The 14,766-nt window shown below is 63.4% G+C and carries 27 protein-coding genes; 24 read left to right on the top strand and 3 right to left on the bottom strand.

The annotated features are described in order from the left end of the window. The 23 genes from DBR12_RS05470 to DBR12_RS05365 form a co-directional block, all read left to right on the top strand. The coding region (locus DBR12_RS05470) for a Mu transposase C-terminal domain-containing protein (protein ID WP_108616333.1) at positions 1-1,900 on the top strand (1,900 nt) is incomplete at its 5' end. Between the two features lie 80 nt (positions 1,901-1,980). Then, a complete protein-coding gene (locus DBR12_RS05465) occupies positions 1,981-2,700 on the top strand; it encodes an AAA family ATPase (RefSeq protein ID WP_233244317.1) in 720 nt (239 codons plus the stop codon). Next, entirely contained in the window at positions 2,700-3,359 is a 660-nt protein-coding gene (locus DBR12_RS05460; RefSeq protein ID WP_108616329.1) for a hypothetical protein, read from the top strand. Before DBR12_RS05465 ends, DBR12_RS05460 begins: the two co-directional genes overlap by 1 nt. A gap of 11 nt (positions 3,360-3,370) precedes the next feature. After that, positions 3,371-3,796, top strand: coding sequence for a helix-turn-helix domain-containing protein (locus DBR12_RS05455; RefSeq protein ID WP_233244316.1), 426 nt, complete (start codon positions 3,371-3,373; stop codon positions 3,794-3,796). Continuing rightward, the gene (locus DBR12_RS05450) at positions 3,793-4,020 is read left to right on the top strand and encodes a hypothetical protein (protein ID WP_233244315.1); all 228 of its coding nucleotides are present in this window, start codon (positions 3,793-3,795) and stop codon (positions 4,018-4,020) included. Before DBR12_RS05455 ends, DBR12_RS05450 begins: the two co-directional genes overlap by 4 nt. Then, on the top strand, positions 4,017-4,199 hold the full coding sequence (locus DBR12_RS05445; protein ID WP_108616327.1) for a hypothetical protein: 183 nt from the start codon (positions 4,017-4,019) through the stop codon (positions 4,197-4,199). Before DBR12_RS05450 ends, DBR12_RS05445 begins: the two co-directional genes overlap by 4 nt. Continuing rightward, on the top strand, positions 4,192-4,611 hold the full coding sequence (locus DBR12_RS05440) for a hypothetical protein (RefSeq protein WP_108616326.1): 420 nt from the start codon (positions 4,192-4,194) through the stop codon (positions 4,609-4,611). Before DBR12_RS05445 ends, DBR12_RS05440 begins: the two co-directional genes overlap by 8 nt. After that, positions 4,608-4,874 carry a hypothetical protein gene (locus DBR12_RS05435; protein ID WP_108616325.1) on the top strand — a complete coding sequence of 89 codons (267 nt, stop codon included), beginning with the start codon at positions 4,608-4,610 and terminating at the stop codon, positions 4,872-4,874. Before DBR12_RS05440 ends, DBR12_RS05435 begins: the two co-directional genes overlap by 4 nt. Before the next feature lie 25 nt (positions 4,875-4,899). Then, the gene (locus DBR12_RS05430) at positions 4,900-5,514 is read left to right on the top strand and encodes a DUF3164 family protein (RefSeq protein WP_108616324.1); all 615 of its coding nucleotides are present in this window, start codon (positions 4,900-4,902) and stop codon (positions 5,512-5,514) included. Further along, positions 5,511-5,825 (top strand): hypothetical protein, encoded by a 315-nt coding sequence (locus DBR12_RS05425; RefSeq protein WP_108616323.1) that lies wholly within the window; start codon positions 5,511-5,513, stop codon positions 5,823-5,825. Before DBR12_RS05430 ends, DBR12_RS05425 begins: the two co-directional genes overlap by 4 nt. Continuing rightward, positions 5,822-5,998 (top strand): hypothetical protein, encoded by a 177-nt coding sequence (locus DBR12_RS22150; protein ID WP_158274975.1) that lies wholly within the window; start codon positions 5,822-5,824, stop codon positions 5,996-5,998. The genes DBR12_RS05425 and DBR12_RS22150 overlap by 4 nt, the downstream gene beginning before the upstream one ends. A gap of 11 nt (positions 5,999-6,009) precedes the next feature. Then, the gene (locus DBR12_RS05420; RefSeq protein WP_108616322.1) at positions 6,010-6,276 is read left to right on the top strand and encodes a hypothetical protein; all 267 of its coding nucleotides are present in this window, start codon (positions 6,010-6,012) and stop codon (positions 6,274-6,276) included. Then, positions 6,263-6,883 (top strand): hypothetical protein, encoded by a 621-nt coding sequence (locus DBR12_RS05415; RefSeq protein WP_108616321.1) that lies wholly within the window; start codon positions 6,263-6,265, stop codon positions 6,881-6,883. The genes DBR12_RS05420 and DBR12_RS05415 overlap by 14 nt, the downstream gene beginning before the upstream one ends. Next, positions 6,880-7,083 (top strand): hypothetical protein, encoded by a 204-nt coding sequence (locus tag DBR12_RS21945; protein ID WP_146185472.1) that lies wholly within the window; start codon positions 6,880-6,882, stop codon positions 7,081-7,083. Before DBR12_RS05415 ends, DBR12_RS21945 begins: the two co-directional genes overlap by 4 nt. Further along, positions 7,080-7,781 carry a DUF2786 domain-containing protein gene (locus DBR12_RS05410; protein WP_108616320.1) on the top strand — a complete coding sequence of 234 codons (702 nt, stop codon included), beginning with the start codon at positions 7,080-7,082 and terminating at the stop codon, positions 7,779-7,781. The genes DBR12_RS21945 and DBR12_RS05410 overlap by 4 nt, the downstream gene beginning before the upstream one ends. 26 nt (positions 7,782-7,807) lie before the next feature. Beyond that, positions 7,808-8,047 carry a hypothetical protein gene (locus tag DBR12_RS05405; RefSeq protein WP_233244314.1) on the top strand — a complete coding sequence of 80 codons (240 nt, stop codon included), beginning with the start codon at positions 7,808-7,810 and terminating at the stop codon, positions 8,045-8,047. Positions 8,048-8,117: 70 nt separating this feature from the next. Continuing rightward, a complete protein-coding gene (locus DBR12_RS05400) occupies positions 8,118-8,411 on the top strand; it encodes a hypothetical protein (RefSeq protein WP_108616331.1) in 294 nt (97 codons plus the stop codon). 4 nt (positions 8,412-8,415) lie between these two features. Further along, positions 8,416-8,898, top strand: a complete 483-nt coding sequence (locus tag DBR12_RS05395; protein ID WP_108616318.1) for a regulatory protein GemA — start codon at positions 8,416-8,418, stop codon at positions 8,896-8,898. Next, on the top strand, positions 8,895-9,113 hold the full coding sequence (locus tag DBR12_RS05390) for a hypothetical protein (RefSeq protein WP_108616317.1): 219 nt from the start codon (positions 8,895-8,897) through the stop codon (positions 9,111-9,113). Before DBR12_RS05395 ends, DBR12_RS05390 begins: the two co-directional genes overlap by 4 nt. Continuing rightward, on the top strand, positions 9,106-9,324 hold the full coding sequence (locus DBR12_RS05385; RefSeq protein WP_108616316.1) for a hypothetical protein: 219 nt from the start codon (positions 9,106-9,108) through the stop codon (positions 9,322-9,324). The genes DBR12_RS05390 and DBR12_RS05385 overlap by 8 nt, the downstream gene beginning before the upstream one ends. Then, positions 9,321-9,542 (top strand): hypothetical protein, encoded by a 222-nt coding sequence (locus DBR12_RS05380; protein WP_108616315.1) that lies wholly within the window; start codon positions 9,321-9,323, stop codon positions 9,540-9,542. Before DBR12_RS05385 ends, DBR12_RS05380 begins: the two co-directional genes overlap by 4 nt. Then, positions 9,539-10,006, top strand: a complete 468-nt coding sequence (locus DBR12_RS05375; protein WP_108616314.1) for a hypothetical protein — start codon at positions 9,539-9,541, stop codon at positions 10,004-10,006. Before DBR12_RS05380 ends, DBR12_RS05375 begins: the two co-directional genes overlap by 4 nt. 309 nt (positions 10,007-10,315) lie before the next feature. After that, the gene (locus DBR12_RS05365) at positions 10,316-10,735 is read left to right on the top strand and encodes a Mor transcription activator family protein (protein WP_108616312.1); all 420 of its coding nucleotides are present in this window, start codon (positions 10,316-10,318) and stop codon (positions 10,733-10,735) included. 491 nt (positions 10,736-11,226) lie between these two features. Here DBR12_RS05365 and DBR12_RS05360 read toward each other — a convergent pair whose 3' ends face one another. The 3 genes from DBR12_RS05360 to DBR12_RS05350 all read right to left on the bottom strand — a co-directional run bounded on the left by DBR12_RS05360 (position 11,227) and on the right by DBR12_RS05350 (position 14,153). Continuing rightward, complete coding sequence (locus tag DBR12_RS05360) at positions 11,227-11,448, bottom strand: DUF350 domain-containing protein (RefSeq protein WP_066789207.1); 222 nt, start codon at positions 11,446-11,448, stop codon at positions 11,227-11,229. Positions 11,449-11,482: 34 nt separating this feature from the next. Continuing rightward, complete coding sequence (locus DBR12_RS05355) at positions 11,483-12,973, bottom strand: DUF4178 domain-containing protein (protein WP_108616311.1); 1,491 nt, start codon at positions 12,971-12,973, stop codon at positions 11,483-11,485. 127 nt (positions 12,974-13,100) lie between these two features. Further along, positions 13,101-14,153, bottom strand: coding sequence for an SPFH domain-containing protein (locus tag DBR12_RS05350; protein WP_108616310.1), 1,053 nt, complete (start codon positions 14,151-14,153; stop codon positions 13,101-13,103). Positions 14,154-14,424: 271 nt separating this feature from the next. On the opposite strand from DBR12_RS05350, the gene DBR12_RS05345 reads away from it, so the two are divergent. Further along, positions 14,425-14,697: a DUF2061 domain-containing protein gene (locus DBR12_RS05345; RefSeq protein ID WP_108616309.1), complete on the top strand. Its 273-nt coding sequence runs from the start codon at positions 14,425-14,427 to the stop codon at positions 14,695-14,697. Positions 14,698-14,766 lie beyond the last annotated feature (69 nt).

Below are 14,766 nucleotides of genomic sequence, written 5' to 3'. Positions count from 1 at the left end.
ACCCAGCCTGACCGACAAGGCTACGGCTGACGCCCGCATGCTGCTGGTGAACATGGTGCTGGACTTGGAGTCCGTGCACGGCATCAAGCGCGCCTGCAACTTGGTGGCCCTTCAGCTCGCCAGCGGCCAGGCCAGCGCCGAGCTGCAGGCCACTGCGCGCAAGGCCAACCAGCGCGCCCGAGCTGACCAGGTCAGCGCCCGCACGTTGGAGCGGTACCTGGGCATTTACCGCGCCGAGGGCTGGTGGGGCCTGCTGCCCGCACCAGCACCAGAGCCAGCTCTGCAAGACGTGGAGCAGGACGTGGCCGCAGTGCTCGGCCTGTATCACAGCCGGGACGCCCGGTTCCGCAAGCTCACAGGCGCAGCCAAGGAAGTGACCCGCCAGCTCGGCCGGGACTTCGATACCTGGAAGGCCCTTTACGCCCGTGCACGCCGCGCCCTGGACAAGTTTGGCAAGAGCCACCAGGCCAACACCGCATTGATCAAGGCCCGCTTCGCACCCGGTGCGCAGCGCGACGCACAACTGCCCTTCAAATGGCGCGACACCTCGGTCCTGAAGGCCAACGACGTCGCCCTGATTGACGGTCACACGTTTAAAGCCAAGGTGCGCCACCCGGATCACGGTGCACCGTTCGCCCCCGAGCTGACCGTGACTCTGGATGCCAAGACCCGGATGGTCACGGGCTGGTCGGTGAACCTGTCGGAGAACGTGCGTGCGGTGGGCGATGCCTTGCGGCATGCAGTAGGCCAGTGGGGTGTGCCCGCCATCCTCTACGGCGACAACGGTGCCGGTGAAACCGCCAAGCAGATGGATTGCCCGATTGACGGGTTCTGCGCTCGGCTGGGCATCGACCATCGCACCGGCATCGCGGGCAAGCCGCAAGGCCACGGGGGCATTGAGCGCCTGTGGCAAACGGTGGGTATCAACTGCGCCCGCAACTTCGCCACCTACCAGGGCAAGGACGTTGATGGAGGCACCTTCCGCAAGGTAGCGGCCGAGTTGCAGAAAGAGCAGCGCGCCGTGCGCCGCGCGCAGCAGTCGGGCGAGGTGGTGGTGCTCAGCTCCAAAGTGCCCACGTGGCAGCAGTTCATTGATGCGGTCGAGAAGGCTGTGCATGAGTACAACCACGAGCACCGCCATCGCACGCTGCCCAAGCGCGCTGACGGCAAGCACATGACCCCTGCCGAGGCATGGGCCGCTGAGTACAAGGTCGAAGAGCAGGAGCTGCTCACCCAGCTTGAGCTGCGCATGATGTTCATGCCCGCTGTGCTGCGCACCGCCAAGCGCGGTCAGGTGACCTTCTTCAACCAGACCTATGCGGCGCCCGAACTGATGCGCCGCGATGTGGATGGCCGCGAGGTCAGCGTCCGCTACGACATCCACGACCCGAGCTTTGTGCTGGTCTACACGCTGGACGGTGACTACGTCTGCGAGGCCAAGTACGAAGCCAGCCGCCGCGACTTCTTCCCAACGCCCGTGATTGACATGGCCCGGGAGAAGCGCGTGAAGGCCGCCGTCAAGCGCCGTGAGCAGCAGATCGACCTCGCATTGCGCGAGCTGCAGACCCCGGTGCAACCTGCCCAGTTTTCCCTGCCGGAGCCCAGCACGCCATTCGTGGTCGTGCCCTCCACCCCGGAGGTTTTCTCCTCCCTCCCTCCCTGTTCTTCCTCCGAGGGCGAGGCCGTGCAAGCGGCTTCGGGCAGGCCTTTCTTTGACACGTCCAGCGACCGCTACGAGTGGCTCATGGCGCACCGCGACCAGTGGGGCGCGAGCGACGAGCAATGGCTGCGCCAGTACGTGAAAAGCGAGGGGTATGAGGGCCTGGCCGACTACTACACGGCGCGGGGCCTTGGCTGGGATGACGCGGACGAGCAGTCCGGTTTTAAGAGTGCCCTGTGACGGCGGCAACCGTCACAGAGCGTGCCTGAGTGATTTTGAGAGACCCAAACGAAGGGGAATGTAAGGTGAAAAAAGGATTCGTGCAAACCACCAACTTCCGGCTGCTCAAGGAGGCCGAGAAGATCGTTGAGCGCCGAGGCGCCCGCGAGGCCAGCCTCGTGCTGATCCAGGGCAAGTTCGGTATCGGCAAGTCCGAGATGACCGAGCGCTGGGCCAGCGAGAACGGCCATGTGTTCATCCGCGCCAAGAAGGTGTGGACACCTCGCTCCATGCTGGAAGACATCGCCGCCGAGCTGGGGGTGGCAGTACGCGGTTCTGCCAAGGACATCGAGAACCGCATTACCCAGCACCTGGCGCAGACCATGCAGGCCCTCATCGTTGATGAAGCCGACTACCTGGCTGACATGAAGAGCGCTGCCAAGCTGGAGACCATCCGTGATATCTCCGACGTGACCGGCACCATGGTGTTCCTGGTCGGCATGCAGGACTTCCCGGCCATCGTGCAGCGGTACGAGCACATCGCCAGCCGCGTGGCGCGCATCGTTCAACTGCACCCACTGAGCCTGGCAGACGTGCAGGCGACCTGCAAGGCCAAGGCCGAGGTGGCGCTCTCGCCCGCCCTGGTGGAACAAATCCACCGCGACAGCAAGGGCCGCATGCGTCATGTGCTCAACGCCATCGCCAACATCGAGGTGTGGGCCGAGACCAATAGCTGGACAGAGGTGGATGTGGCCCACGTGAAGGGCAAGCCCCTGTGCACGGACTTCACCGGCCACATCGCGGCCAACAAGGGGGTGTGATGGCCTTCTTGCAATGGTTCTTCCTCCCAGCGCTGGCGGCCATCGGCGCCAACGTCAAGCGCACCACTCAGGCGATCACCGCCGCTGAGGTCAGCCAATGGGCCACCAGCGATCACTTGCACTATCCCGTAGGCATCGCTGACCTGGCTCTGTCATCCCTTCAGAAGCAGGGATATGTGGAATCGCGGGCTTTGAAGCCTCACAGGTCGCGTAGCCCCCGCCTGTGGTTCGCCACAGCGACGGGTCTGCAGGTCGCCCAGGCTGCAGTGCAGGCAATGCCAGGTTCCACACCCGACCTGCAGGCCTTGCCCACCCGTGTGTGGAACCTGCTGCGCATCCGCCGCCGCCTGACAGCCGTCGAAGCGGCGGAGACGCTGATCGACGCAGACGACAACTTTGAAGCTCAGACCAAACGCATCGGTGCGCTGCTCTTGGCCTGGACAAAGCATCCCACCTCTGCGGTTGTGACCGGCCAAAAGCGGGAGGCAGGTGGGCGCGTCCGCTACGTCCTGGTCAAAGACCTGGGGCGCTGGCCCCCACCAACCAAACCCGGGCAGATACACCCCAGCCAGTTGCCAAACGCGAGTGCAGTGCCTGCACGCTATCGCAAAGCCGCGAACGCCGTCGCCAGTGACTCCGAAGGGTGCTCCGACCAATGAAGCCACCGTATATGAGCGAGTCATGGTTTGAACTGCTGCAGCAGCGCACCGAGGGACAGCAACGCACCCAGGTGGCAAAGACGCTCGGCATCAGCCCGGCCACCTTGAGCCAGGTCCTCAACGGCAGCGGGGAATACGGCAAGGGCACGGCCAGCACGGCGCGCGTGGCCGACAAGGTGGTTCACACCTTCGGCCGCTACGTGTGTCCGCACCTGACCGAGGAGGCGGGAGGCGTGTCCCAAGAGGTCACAGCCGATCAATGCCGGGCACATGCACATCGCAGCGCGCCGTCAACGCCGAGGGACATGCGGCATTGGCAGGCCTGCAACCAGTGCCCCCACAAGGCCGCCAGCGCGCCACCCGTGGCGCGTGCGGTCCAACCGCGCAGCAAGGTCATTCCCATCCACAGCACACCGGTCCCGCAGGAGGCCCCATGAACGTTTTAAAGACCATCGCCATTGGCGGCCCCGTGGGTTTGGCGCACGCGGTGCGCGAAGCCTGGGTGGCCCGCCGCATCCGTCGCATTGCGATCTACATGGACCGCGAGCGCGCACTGCACCGTGAGCACATGGCCCAGCTCCGCGCCGAGCTGGATGCGCTCCAGGCCCAGCAGATCAGCAGCACGGCCCGCGCTACCAGCTTCTGGAAAGGGCTGTCATGAGCACCGCTCCGAACTATCAGCGTCCGCCGCTTCGCTGGATCACCCGCCGTGCCCGCTGCCTGCAGAACGGCTTCGGCATCAACCGCCGCGAGGCACTGCGCTTCGCCGTCATCGACTACGCCTGGTTCCAGGGCATGCGTGGGCTCACGGTGGTCCAGGGAGGGCGCAGCCATGGCTAAGGGACTGACTCTTGATTGCGCAGCGCTGTGGGCCTTCATCCGCAAGGATGGTGGCTGGTGGAGCGTGCTGCGCCTGACTAGCCATTGGAGCCCCACCTACAGCCTGGCTGAGGTGGAGGAGTGCCTCGCCACGCTGCACAAAGGCGGGTTCCTGGAGTGCCAGACCCTGCACCGCGCTGGCACCGTCTACGCCGTCACTCCAATGTGCCTGCCGCTACCTGGCGCCACAAGTGCCACCAGCACACACCACGCAGACACAGGCCCTACGGCCGCCCCTACGCGTCTCGATGCCATGCGAGGGGCCTACGTGCCTCCATCTATGCCCGCCGCCCGCCAGGGCGCTCTGGATCACACCAACTGCCCAAGTCTCATGCAGGGCAAACGCAATGCCTACAGGAGTACTGCCGCATGAACGGAGCTGCCAATCCCACCGAACAACGCGCCGAGCGCATTCGCCGGGTGCAAGAGCTGGAGAACGTGATCTTGGGCGTGCCTGCGCTCAAGGATGCGCCACATGCAGACGTGCTGACCGCGCTGCTGGCTGTCTATATCCGCATGGCCGTGGCCCATCCCTGCTGCACCGAGTCTTGTGCGATCCAGACCACGAAGGCGGCATTCCTGTTGGCACAGCAAGCCGCCGCAACCAACGTGCCACAAGGCGCGCCCATCCACTGATCACCGACCAAGGAGAGCAAAAACCATGACAGAGAAAACCATCCCCAACGGCTACTGGGAAGACGCCAACGGCGCCCTAATTCCCGTGTCCAAGATCAAAGACATCGACAAGGATCGCCACCGCACTGTGTCCGACCTGTGCCAGGCCGCCGCCAAACAGCACGCCGAGTTGGCCCGCTTTAAAGCCGCTGCCATGGCCGAAGTCAGCGACTTCATTGACCGCAGCTTGGCCCAGTATGAGGTGCAGCACGGTGGCAAGAAGGGCAACGTGACGCTGATCTCCTTTGATGGCCGCTACAAGGTGGTGCGCCAAATCCAAGAGAGCCTGGTGTTCGATGAGCGCCTCATGGCGGCCAAGGCCTTGATTGATGAGTGCATCCAGGTGTGGAGCAAGGGCAGCAACGCCCACATCAAACTCTTGGTCAACGATGCGTTCCAGGTGGACCAGGCCGGGAAGATCAACACCGGCCGCGTCTTGGGCCTGCGCCGCGCCAAGATCGACGACGAGAAGTGGCAGCGAGCCATGGCCGCCATCGGCGACAGCATTCAAGTGGCTGGCAGCAAGCCCTATATCCGCTTCTACGAGCGCGATGCCAACGGTGTCTATCAGGCCATCAACCTGGACATGGCAGCCGTATGAACCAACGTACCAAGCCCACCCCCGAGGTCATCGAGGTCGAGATCGAGCGCTTGAAGGCCGTGCAACCGTTGGTGCCCACCCACTCGTTCTTTGGCGATGACAACCGCGCGGCCATCACGGCGCAGATCAGAGTGCTGCAAGAGCGCATGTCGCTGGATGAGGTTCACGACGCCTTCGGCGAATTGAGCGATGCGGGCGACTTCAGCCAGAACACGCTGGACTGTGCCTTGACAGCCCATGACTGGATGCAGGGCCTCTTGGCCGACGACGAATCACCACCTGCGTTTGGCTGGGAGGGCATCGCCCGATGAGTGCCTCCCCACGCATTGTCTGTGTGTGCTGCCAGATCAACGAAGTGGTCTTCTATGAGTTGGCTTGCGACGCCTGCCGCCCCACGCTCGAAGCTGCAGGCCTGCTTTCCCCAGCCCCTACCGACAACGAACCTGCCGATCAGCGCATCCAGATCGGCCCCACTGACATTTAAAGGAGAACCCTATGGTTCAAAACGCGAAGAGCGCGCCCGTTCCAGTGAAGCCCGCCAAGCTGCAGGCCAACACAGCAGGCGCTTGGAAGGATGTGGCGCGCTTCGATGTGGCTGATGAGGGGGCGTGTGCGAGCGTGATGGACAGTGCTCGCGACATCGGCTTCCACGCTACGCACGACGTGCGGTTTCGGGTGGTGCGCGACGACGCGCTCAATGAACCGCTGATGACCTGGAGTAAGCAAGACGGCTGGAAGGAGTGGCGCCATGCTGGTCATTGAACTGCTCTCCACGCTGCTGGGAATGCTCGGCGCGGCCCTGCTTGCAACGCGCAGCCGCTGGGCCGGTTGGGCTTTCGTGGCCTGGCTGTTCAGCAACCTGGGCTGGTTGGTGTTCGGTGCAGGCAACCAACATTGGGGTTTCTTCCTGCAACAGGGCGTCTTCCTGGTCACTTCGCTCATGGGCATCTGGGAGTGGCTGATCAAGCCCCGGCTTCGCAGCCGGGTCCAGACAGGTGCCGTGCCACCAGGCCCAGCCATGACGCTGGAGCGTGCGAAAGCCATCGTGCGGCTGATCGACTTCCCAGGCTATCACTTCCAGGTGGTAGGCAATTCCACCCCCATGTACTTGCAGGCCGCTTTCCATGCGCCGTGCAGCGTCTCAGGCGGCCAGCCGATCAGGCAGACCACGCGCAAGTGGCAGCTCTCTGCGCATATGACACCCAGCGAGCTGGTGCAGACCGCGCTGAAGTGCGTGCTGACGTCGGTGGAACACGAAGCGCGTGAGCAGTTCCGCTATCGGGGGCTAGCGATCTTCGGACCGCATTTCAATGTGGACCGCCTTGCGGAGCTGTGCATGTGCCCTGACGGGCAGGAGGTGCGTTCGTGAGCGCCCCCACCAAAAAGCAATTGGCGTCTCGCCACATGCGTCGTCTGCGCACGATGCGCGAGCAGGTGCTGGACATGGCCCGCCAGTGGGAAGACCAGGACCAATATGCCTTCAACGTGCTGGAAGACCTGGCAGATGCCATGGAGTCCACCGCAAGTAACTTGCTGGATGACGATGCAGTTGAGGGAGCGAAGTCGTGAACCGCGAAGATGCCCTCAAGAAGATCAAGAAGTGCCTGGCCCTCAGCCGAAGTGCCAACGAGCATGAAGCCGCTGCAGCACTGCGCCAGGCCCAGGCTCTCATGCGAGAGCACGGGCTGCGCGAGCAGGATGTCTCGCTTGCCGATGTGGCGGAGGTGCGCGTCAAGGCCTGCAGCACTGCCGCCAATGCATGGGAGCTTCGCCTGGTAGGTGTCATCGCTGATGCCTTCGGCTGTGAAGCCTTCGGATTACTGGCAGGCCGATACAACCACGCGGGCAACTACGTGCGCTCGCGCCACTGGGTATTTGTAGGCATGAATTCCGCTCCCACAGTGGCGGGTTACGCCTGCGAGGTGCTGCTGCGCCAATGCGCCAAAGCCCGTCTGGCCCACATCGCCAAACAGCCTCGCAACTGCAAGCCCATCACCAAAACTGCCCGGGGCGATGCCTTCGCAATGGGTTGGGTGAGTGCTGCCTCGCAACTCGTGGAGCGCTTTGCCCAACCCGAGGCCGACAAGGCACTTTTGCTCACCTATATAGAGCAGCAGCATGGTGAGTTGCAAAGCGATAAGGCCCGCAACATCGCCAAGAAACGCAAGACGGACTGGGGCCACTACTCAGCCGGTCACCGCTCCGGCGAAGGCGCCCAGCTCCACAGGGGTGTTGGCGGCATGGCCGGGCAAGGGTTGCTGACATGAGCCGCGCCGGTACCAAGCCGACGCCGATGGCATGCCTGACCATCGGCTATCGGGACTACCTCATGCCCTCGGACAAGGCGATGAAGGTTGCGGAGCTAATGCAGCACGCCATCGAGTGCGAATCCAACTTCGAAGGTACTGGCTACGTCTACACCGCCAAGGACCAACCCAACGTCGAGTTTTCCTTGGTGCGCCCAAGCCAGGTCCGCATGCCCAAGGGCGAACCCACTCCAGTGCCCGCCCCGCGTCAGAGGCAGCTGCGATGAATACCGGCTGTCGCTACGTTGCCCCACTTGGAACCTGCAGCACACCGAGCGCTGGAGCAAGGACTGCATGATGCCTTTCTATCGCCTCAAGACCGGCATCGTTCACGTCAAGGGCACGCGCCTGCCCGCGCCCTGCAGCGTCCGCTTCTGCTGGCCGACCACCGGCAAGGAACAGGACTGCATGGCCCCGAGTGCCTACCTTTGCGATGGTGCCAATGAAGCCAACCGCAGCGGCACCTGCGATGCGCCGTTGTGCGAACTCCACGCCCGCCAGATTGGCCCCAACCGGCACCTGTGCCCGACATGCCTCCAGTCCCACGGTGATTCCGACCCGCAGAGTGGCTTGTTCACTTCAATTGTTTAAAACCATGCCAACCACTACACGCCGATTCACTGCCCACAGCAACACAGGCAACGCCGACACCCAGCGCAAGCGTGAGCTGGGCCACATCCACCAGGGCCGCGCTGCACTGCGCTGGAGTGAAGATGACTACCGGTTTCACCTGCGCAACCTGACCGGCAAGACCAGTTCGGCCGAGCTTGACGCTGCAGGCCGCCGCAAGGTGCTTGACCACATGGCAACCCTCGGCTATTCGCCCAAGGCCAGCACCTTCAAACCCTTCGACCAGGCCGCCAAGATCAAGTGGCTGTGGAAGAAGATCGGTGAGCACAACGGGCTGCGCGACCCCAGCCCGGCCGCGCTACTCGCCTTCATAGGCCGCACCACTGGGAGCGGCTACTCCGATGTGAAGTTCGTCCCCACCATGGAAGCATCCAAGGTGATCGAAGCACTGAAGGCCATGCTGGACCGTGCAAAGCGGACGCAGGCCAAGGAAGGCTGTGCAACATGAGCGCGAAGAAGCATTCCCACGGCTGCTGCGCCGACAAGGCTTGCAACGACAAGACCTGCATGGAGCTGCCCACCGGCAAGACCTGTGGTCACTGCGTGCATGAGCGTCGGTGCTGCACGATCTACGGGCACACACCGTCCGACACCTATTGCGATTGGTTCCCCCGTCGGTTCACAGAAAAGCCCGCGAAGCAGGAAGGGGGCGGCAATGGCTGACACCTTCCAGCAACGCACCCCGACCTGCCCGCACTGCGGCTATGCCATGGACCACGACGACATGGTCGATGCAGCCGATGACGTGTTCGCTGCAGCAGTCGAAGAGCAGCGCCTTTCCGTTACCTGCCCTTCGTGCGACGCCCAGTACTGGCTGCAGGGCGGCTATAGCCCCCACTACACCACCGCGTTTTCCGAAGAGGAGTTGTCATGACCGCTTCGACCAAGCCTTGCAAGATCGGCCCGCGCCACAAGTGGACCTGGCTGAAAAACATCGCCAGCAGCCAGGTCGGTGGACGCGGCACATATGCCCACTTCACGCTGCGAGGCCTCTACCGCTGCGAATGCGGCGCCAAGAAGGTCGGCCGAGCTGACAACAGCGGTGCCGATTTGCGCGACCTGTTCGAGTCGCAGAAGGACCACCGTCCATGATCCGCCTCATCGACATCAATGGCCTGACCCACTACCTGGCGCCGCAGTCCATCGCCAGCATCGTAGAGGCGGGCGCCAGCAGCCAGTGGCATGGCATCCGTGCATACGTGCGCACCACCAACGGCAAGACCATCGAAGCGCGCGAAACCGCCGACCAGATCGCCACGATGATCGCTGCAGGCGCCGAGAAGCTGATCGCCCTGCAGGCCGAGATCGACGCCCACGAGATCGCGAATGGCAACCTCTTCGCCCTGGTCAATGAGCTGCGCGAGCTGCTGCAGGACGCCAAGCGTGCATTGTCGGAACTGCAGTTGGCCGCCATCCCCGACGAGTCCACCGAGGGCGTCCCGGCCATCATCCCGCCCGAGGCATTCCGCAAGTTCGTGGACGCCCACGCACGCCTGTGCTTCCTCATGCACCAGCGCGGGCATAACCCAGCTCAGGAGGGCCAGCGCAATGGCTGACGCAGACACTCCGCTGGTTCCAGTTGTGGCTCGCCTGTACACCCAGTCAGGCTACCGCCGCGCGTCGACAAAGCCCGGACCAGGCGCTCCGCTGGTGCAGCTCTGTGACGCGCAGGCCGTCATTGGCACATGGCAGCAGCGCGCGGTGCAGAGCAAGGCGGCCTTCGCACAAGTAGTCAGCGAGCGGGATGCTCTTCTAGCCGCAGTGCGTCAGGCGGTCGAGGAGCTGTCTCCCGTCACCCCATCTCAGGCCTACCCCGCAGCCGTCTCTGCCTATGCCCGGCTCCGTCAAGCCATCGCTCCGTTTAAATGACTCATCGGGCTGAAGCCATCTCTACCGAACTCCTGCCGCCGCTGCTGCAGGATTTCGAGCGCCTGATCGGCCTGGAGCCCACCATGGCCCTGGTCAGGCACTCGGGCGGGCTGCGCATTTACATCCCCAGGCCCGAGCGCGTCACGGCAGACCATATATTCGCGCACGTCATTGGTCTGGAGAACCTTTTAAAGCTGGCCGAGGTGTATGGCGGCGAGTCCCACTTCCAGCTTCCCAAGGCCGAACGGGCACTGATCCAGGTGCGCAATGCACGCATCGCCCAGGCCTACACCACCCACAAAACGGCCCGAGAGTTGGCTGTGGAGTACCACCTCACAGAGCGGCAGGTGGAGCGCATCTTGGCCGCAGCTGGGGCTACCGCTCCTGAGGACCGGCGCCAGGCCGTTTTGTTTTAAAGCGGTTTAAAGGCGTGCGACTTAGTCGAAGTCGCACGTTGTGGATAAATGCAATGCGGTGCTCTCTAACCCATTGATTTCAATAAATTTATTGAAAGAAGCACCCCAAATTGCCGTGCGACTTCTTTGCGTGCGACTTCCCGGGAGCGTTCCAACCTCAGCCAAGCGTCCCATTGGCGGGGGCCTGAAGCGCGGCGCTCCAATGAAAACGGGGCCACAGTGCCCCGAAACCACTTCCTGGCACCACATACCCACCCCGGACCACAAAGCGCCCATTCGGGCCGTTTTGCCTCTTTGGACCGCCCATTCCGCGCCAAAGCCACCGGCAACGCCAAAACGCCTCCAATTGCCTGCAAACCAGCGCCAGCGTTAGCGAGGGCCAAATTTATCCACAGCCCCCGACCGTGCCAATTCGATCACCTCCCCACTAGAGACGGCACACCGCGCCGCCCAGGCTGATGATTGACCGCCGGGAGATCGCTGGACGGCGCTCAGTGAATCGCCGCCGCCACAATGATGCTGATGCCCAGGCACATCGCCGCCACCACCATGCCCAGGGCCTTGTTTTGTTTTTCCACAATTTCGCGCCACAGGTCGTAGGGCGTGATCTTGTCGATGATGATGAAGGCCACCCAGAAGATGATGATGCCCATCAGGGCATACAGCAGCGTGCCGCCGATGGACAGGGGGTGAAGCCATTCGAATTTGGTCATGCTGTTCTCCGGTGAAATTCGGGTTGTGTCGAGGTTATTTGTGGCTGCCGCCCGAGGAGTACCCGCCGAACGAGCCGCCGGAGCTGCGGTAGCCGCTGCCCGACGAGCCCGAGCATGTGCTCAGGACGATGAGCAGGAACAGGATAATGATCGCGATCAGGATGATGGCGCCGCAGCCCAGGCCCGACTTGGCCACGAAGGGGCCGGGGTCGTCGCGCTGGAGCACGTCCTTCTTGTCTTCGAGCTTGAAGGCCTTGGCCACGGTGTCGCTGGAGAGCTTGTCACCGGCGGACCAGGTGATCTCGTTCGGGCTTTGTTCCATCGACAGCAGGCCCTTGCTGCTGGCGAAGTCGCGGTTCGTGGTCTTTTGCCCGCGCGTGACCTGCCAGTAGAACTCGCCCAGCACGTAGGTGGTTTCGGCCTCGTAGGTGTACTTGAGGTCGTACTTCGTACCCATGTAGGTCGCCGAACGCCCCGTGGCCGCCATCTGCGGCGCCCCGGTGGTGGGGCGCACCATGCTCCAGCCTTCTTCCGAATCGACCAGGAAGGCGAAGCCGCGCTTTTGGTTGTAGAGCAGGTATTCGCTCCAGCCGAAGTGCTCGTCGTCGCTAGGCTCCACGCCCATGCGGTGCTGAAAGCCCACCACCTGCCAGTGCACGCCCTGCAGCTGGCCTTTGCTGCCCAGAGGGATGATGGGCTGCACGGGCTCGTCCTGCTCGGCCGAGCGCAGCTCGCCGCCCACGCCGCTGCTCAGATCAATGACGCTGGCGCAGGAGCCGCAGGTGATGCTCTTGGAGGTGGACAGCTGCACCTGCACGGGTGCGCCGCAGTGCGGGCAGTTGAACTGGCGGCCTTTTTCGTCTTTGGCCGATTCGTCCTTGAGGCCTTGGAGTTGCAGGTCTTCCAGCAACACGGCCTTGCCGCGTTCGACGTTGGGCGGGGTGTGGCCATAGTCGATGCTGACCACCTCGCCATCGGCACTTCGCAGCTCGACCATGCCAAAGGGCTGGCCCAGCGGCGGGAGTTTGGGCAGCTCGCCCTGGGCCGAGATCAGCTGTGCCTGGCCGGTGTAGGCCACGCTGTAGGGCTTACCGTTGATGGCGGTGGTGGTGCCGATGCGAAAGCGCTCGGCTGGGGGCATCTCGCGGCCGGGGTCGATGGGGCGGGTGAAGACGTAGGCGCCGTTGTCCTCACCCAGCGTGGCCAGGGTGCCGTCGTTGAGGAAGGCGGCCCATTCGGTCCAAACACCCGCATCGCCCTTGTATTGCAGGCGACCGATGAGCGTGAAGGGAACGTCCTTGCCGTCGAGCTGGATGCGCCCGCTGGCCATGAGCTGCAGCGGGCTGTGGTCGTCGAACAGCTCGGCCATCTTGCCCAGGCGCGTGAGCACCTCGCCGCTGCGCACGACGGTGCTCTGGCAGTAGCCACACACGGCGTGCGTGGACTGCGCGCTCTTGAACTCCACCGGCGCGCCGCAGCCGGGGCAGGGCGCGCGGTAGTAGCGCTGGGTGGGGTCGGTGGCCATCGTCTGGAGTGTTCTGCCCGCGCCGCATTACGCGGCTTTGGGCATTTTTAGGCCCTCTGCGCGCGTCCCTCCTGCGAAAGCAGCTATATTTATGATAGCAATTGAATCAAAAGGTGTGGCACACCTTCTAGACCAGTTTCTTGAGCAGCTCGGCCTTCTTGGCATCGAACTCTTCCTGCGTGAGGATGCCTTTGGACTTGAGCTCGCCCAGCTTTTCGAGCGTGGCCATCACATCCTCGGGCTTCACGCCCACGGGGGCCGCACCGGCGGCTGCTGCGGCTCCGGCAGCGGGTGCCACAGGGGTCTGCAGGCCCTGGGCCAGGTTTTGCGCCAGCACCTGGCCCAGCGCCACACCCGCACCCAGGCCCATGGCGTCGCCCGCAATGCCGCTGCCACCACCACTGGCTTCGGCAAACTTGGGGATGGCCTGGGCCGTCTGGTACTGCATGAACTTGGCCATGTCGTTGCCGACCATGCCCATGCCGATCTTCTGGTCGAGAATCTTTTGCAGCTCTTCGGGCAGCGAGACGTTCTGCACCGTGAGCGACTCGATCAAGATGCCCAGCTTGGCGAAGATTGGCGCGAGTTCCTTGGTCAGCGCATCGGCAAACATGACCTGGTTGGCCGCCAGGTCCAAAAACGGCAGGCCGCTGCCCGCAATGGCGTTGCTGATGTTTTGCAGCACCATGCCGCGCAACTGGCCTTCCAGGTCGGCCACGGGGTAGGACTCGCGCGTGCCGGAGATTTCGGTGTGAAAGAGCTTGGGGTCGGCAATGCGGAAGGCATAGTTGCCGAACGCACGCAGGCGCACGGCGCCAAAGTCTTTGTCGCGGATCGTGATGGGCTGGGGCGTGCCCCATTTCTGGTCGATCTGCTGGCGTGTGCTGAAGAAGTACACATCGCTCTTGAAGGGGGACTCAAAGAGCTTGTCCCAGTTCTTCAGGTACGTGAGCACCGGCAGCGTCTGCGTGGTGAGCTTGTAGGTGCCGGGGCCGAACACGTCGGCCACCTGGCCTTCGTTGACGAAGATGGCCATCTGCGACTCGCGCACTACCAGGGTGCCGCCGTTCTGGATTTCCATGCCCGCCATGGGGAAGCGCCAGGCCAGGGTGCCGTCCCCCTCTTCGGTCCACTGAAGGATGTCAATGAACTGTTTCTTGATGAAGTCCATGAGGGCCATAGGTGCTCCCAAAGCAAAAGAGGGGTTGAAAAGAGCGGCCATCATAGCAACGGGGGCCAGGGCCTGATCGCACTAATTTTGCCCCGATGTGTGAACCAGTTCACGCACAGAAGCCGTGCTGCCGGAATAAAGACTGCAGGGGCTCGGCCATTGCACACGGATAGTGGCTATCTCTGCGTTAGCGATGATCAATTGGTCTTTGCTATTGCGAATCACTACCATTTCTCCATCGCTGCATTTTCCGCGCAGCCTGTAGAAAAAGGAGCCCGCCATGTCCCACATCCGCCGCGCCGCACGCCACAACAAGACCATGCTGATGAAGACCGGCAGCTACTACCTGATCCATATCTGCGTGGCGGCGATGGTGGCCTATGCCGTCACGGGCAACCTGTGGGCCTCGCTCACCCTGAGCCTGCTGGAACCCACGGTGCAGGCCGTGGCCTTCTTCTTCCACGAGAAGGCCTGGGACCGGGCGGCGCGGCGCAACGCGAGTGGTAGCGACGTCCCACCCTCCCCCAGCCCGGCCGCCGTTCAGGCCGCTTGAATCACCCACACGAAGGAGAGCACCATGTACAGCATCCCTTTACGCAGCCGCACCGCCGCCGGGCTGGCC

It is taken from the genome of Acidovorax sp. HMWF029, assembly GCF_003060895.1.
In the GTDB taxonomy this organism is placed as follows: Bacteria; Pseudomonadota; Gammaproteobacteria; order Burkholderiales; family Burkholderiaceae_C; genus Acidovorax.
Note: the sequence above shows the minus strand (reverse complement) of the source record. Positions and strands in the feature narration are given on the sequence as shown.

What these genes read in the sequence shown, in the direction of transcription:
- DBR12_RS05460 (WP_108616329.1), top strand. Translation starts at nt 2,700, where the DNA reads ATGGCCTTCTTGCAATGGTTCTTCCTCCCAGCGCTGGCGGCCATCGGC.
- DBR12_RS05455 (WP_233244316.1), top strand. Translation starts at nt 3,371, where the DNA reads ATGAGCGAGTCATGGTTTGAACTGCTGCAGCAGCGCACCGAGGGACAG.
- DBR12_RS05450 (WP_233244315.1), top strand. Translation starts at nt 3,793, where the DNA reads ATGAACGTTTTAAAGACCATCGCCATTGGCGGCCCCGTGGGTTTGGCG.
- DBR12_RS05445 (WP_108616327.1), top strand. Translation starts at nt 4,017, where the DNA reads ATGAGCACCGCTCCGAACTATCAGCGTCCGCCGCTTCGCTGGATCACC.
- DBR12_RS05440 (WP_108616326.1), top strand. Translation starts at nt 4,192, where the DNA reads ATGGCTAAGGGACTGACTCTTGATTGCGCAGCGCTGTGGGCCTTCATC.
- DBR12_RS05435 (WP_108616325.1), top strand. Translation starts at nt 4,608, where the DNA reads ATGAACGGAGCTGCCAATCCCACCGAACAACGCGCCGAGCGCATTCGC.
- DBR12_RS05430 (WP_108616324.1), top strand. Translation starts at nt 4,900, where the DNA reads ATGACAGAGAAAACCATCCCCAACGGCTACTGGGAAGACGCCAACGGC.
- DBR12_RS05425 (WP_108616323.1), top strand. Translation starts at nt 5,511, where the DNA reads ATGAACCAACGTACCAAGCCCACCCCCGAGGTCATCGAGGTCGAGATC.
- DBR12_RS22150 (WP_158274975.1), top strand. Translation starts at nt 5,822, where the DNA reads ATGAGTGCCTCCCCACGCATTGTCTGTGTGTGCTGCCAGATCAACGAA.
- DBR12_RS05420 (WP_108616322.1), top strand. Translation starts at nt 6,010, where the DNA reads ATGGTTCAAAACGCGAAGAGCGCGCCCGTTCCAGTGAAGCCCGCCAAG.
- DBR12_RS05415 (WP_108616321.1), top strand. Translation starts at nt 6,263, where the DNA reads ATGCTGGTCATTGAACTGCTCTCCACGCTGCTGGGAATGCTCGGCGCG.
- DBR12_RS05405 (WP_233244314.1), top strand. Translation starts at nt 7,808, where the DNA reads ATGGCATGCCTGACCATCGGCTATCGGGACTACCTCATGCCCTCGGAC.
- DBR12_RS05400 (WP_108616331.1), top strand. Translation starts at nt 8,118, where the DNA reads ATGCCTTTCTATCGCCTCAAGACCGGCATCGTTCACGTCAAGGGCACG.
- DBR12_RS05395 (WP_108616318.1), top strand. Translation starts at nt 8,416, where the DNA reads ATGCCAACCACTACACGCCGATTCACTGCCCACAGCAACACAGGCAAC.
- DBR12_RS05390 (WP_108616317.1), top strand. Translation starts at nt 8,895, where the DNA reads ATGAGCGCGAAGAAGCATTCCCACGGCTGCTGCGCCGACAAGGCTTGC.
- DBR12_RS05385 (WP_108616316.1), top strand. Translation starts at nt 9,106, where the DNA reads ATGGCTGACACCTTCCAGCAACGCACCCCGACCTGCCCGCACTGCGGC.
- DBR12_RS05380 (WP_108616315.1), top strand. Translation starts at nt 9,321, where the DNA reads ATGACCGCTTCGACCAAGCCTTGCAAGATCGGCCCGCGCCACAAGTGG.
- DBR12_RS05375 (WP_108616314.1), top strand. Translation starts at nt 9,539, where the DNA reads ATGATCCGCCTCATCGACATCAATGGCCTGACCCACTACCTGGCGCCG.
- DBR12_RS05365 (WP_108616312.1), top strand. Translation starts at nt 10,316, where the DNA reads ATGACTCATCGGGCTGAAGCCATCTCTACCGAACTCCTGCCGCCGCTG.
- DBR12_RS05360 (WP_066789207.1), bottom strand. Translation starts at nt 11,448, where the DNA reads ATGACCAAATTCGAATGGCTTCACCCCCTGTCCATCGGCGGCACGCTG.
- DBR12_RS05355 (WP_108616311.1), bottom strand. Translation starts at nt 12,973, where the DNA reads ATGGCCACCGACCCCACCCAGCGCTACTACCGCGCGCCCTGCCCCGGC.
- DBR12_RS05350 (WP_108616310.1), bottom strand. Translation starts at nt 14,153, where the DNA reads ATGGCCCTCATGGACTTCATCAAGAAACAGTTCATTGACATCCTTCAG.
- DBR12_RS05345 (WP_108616309.1), top strand. Translation starts at nt 14,425, where the DNA reads ATGTCCCACATCCGCCGCGCCGCACGCCACAACAAGACCATGCTGATG.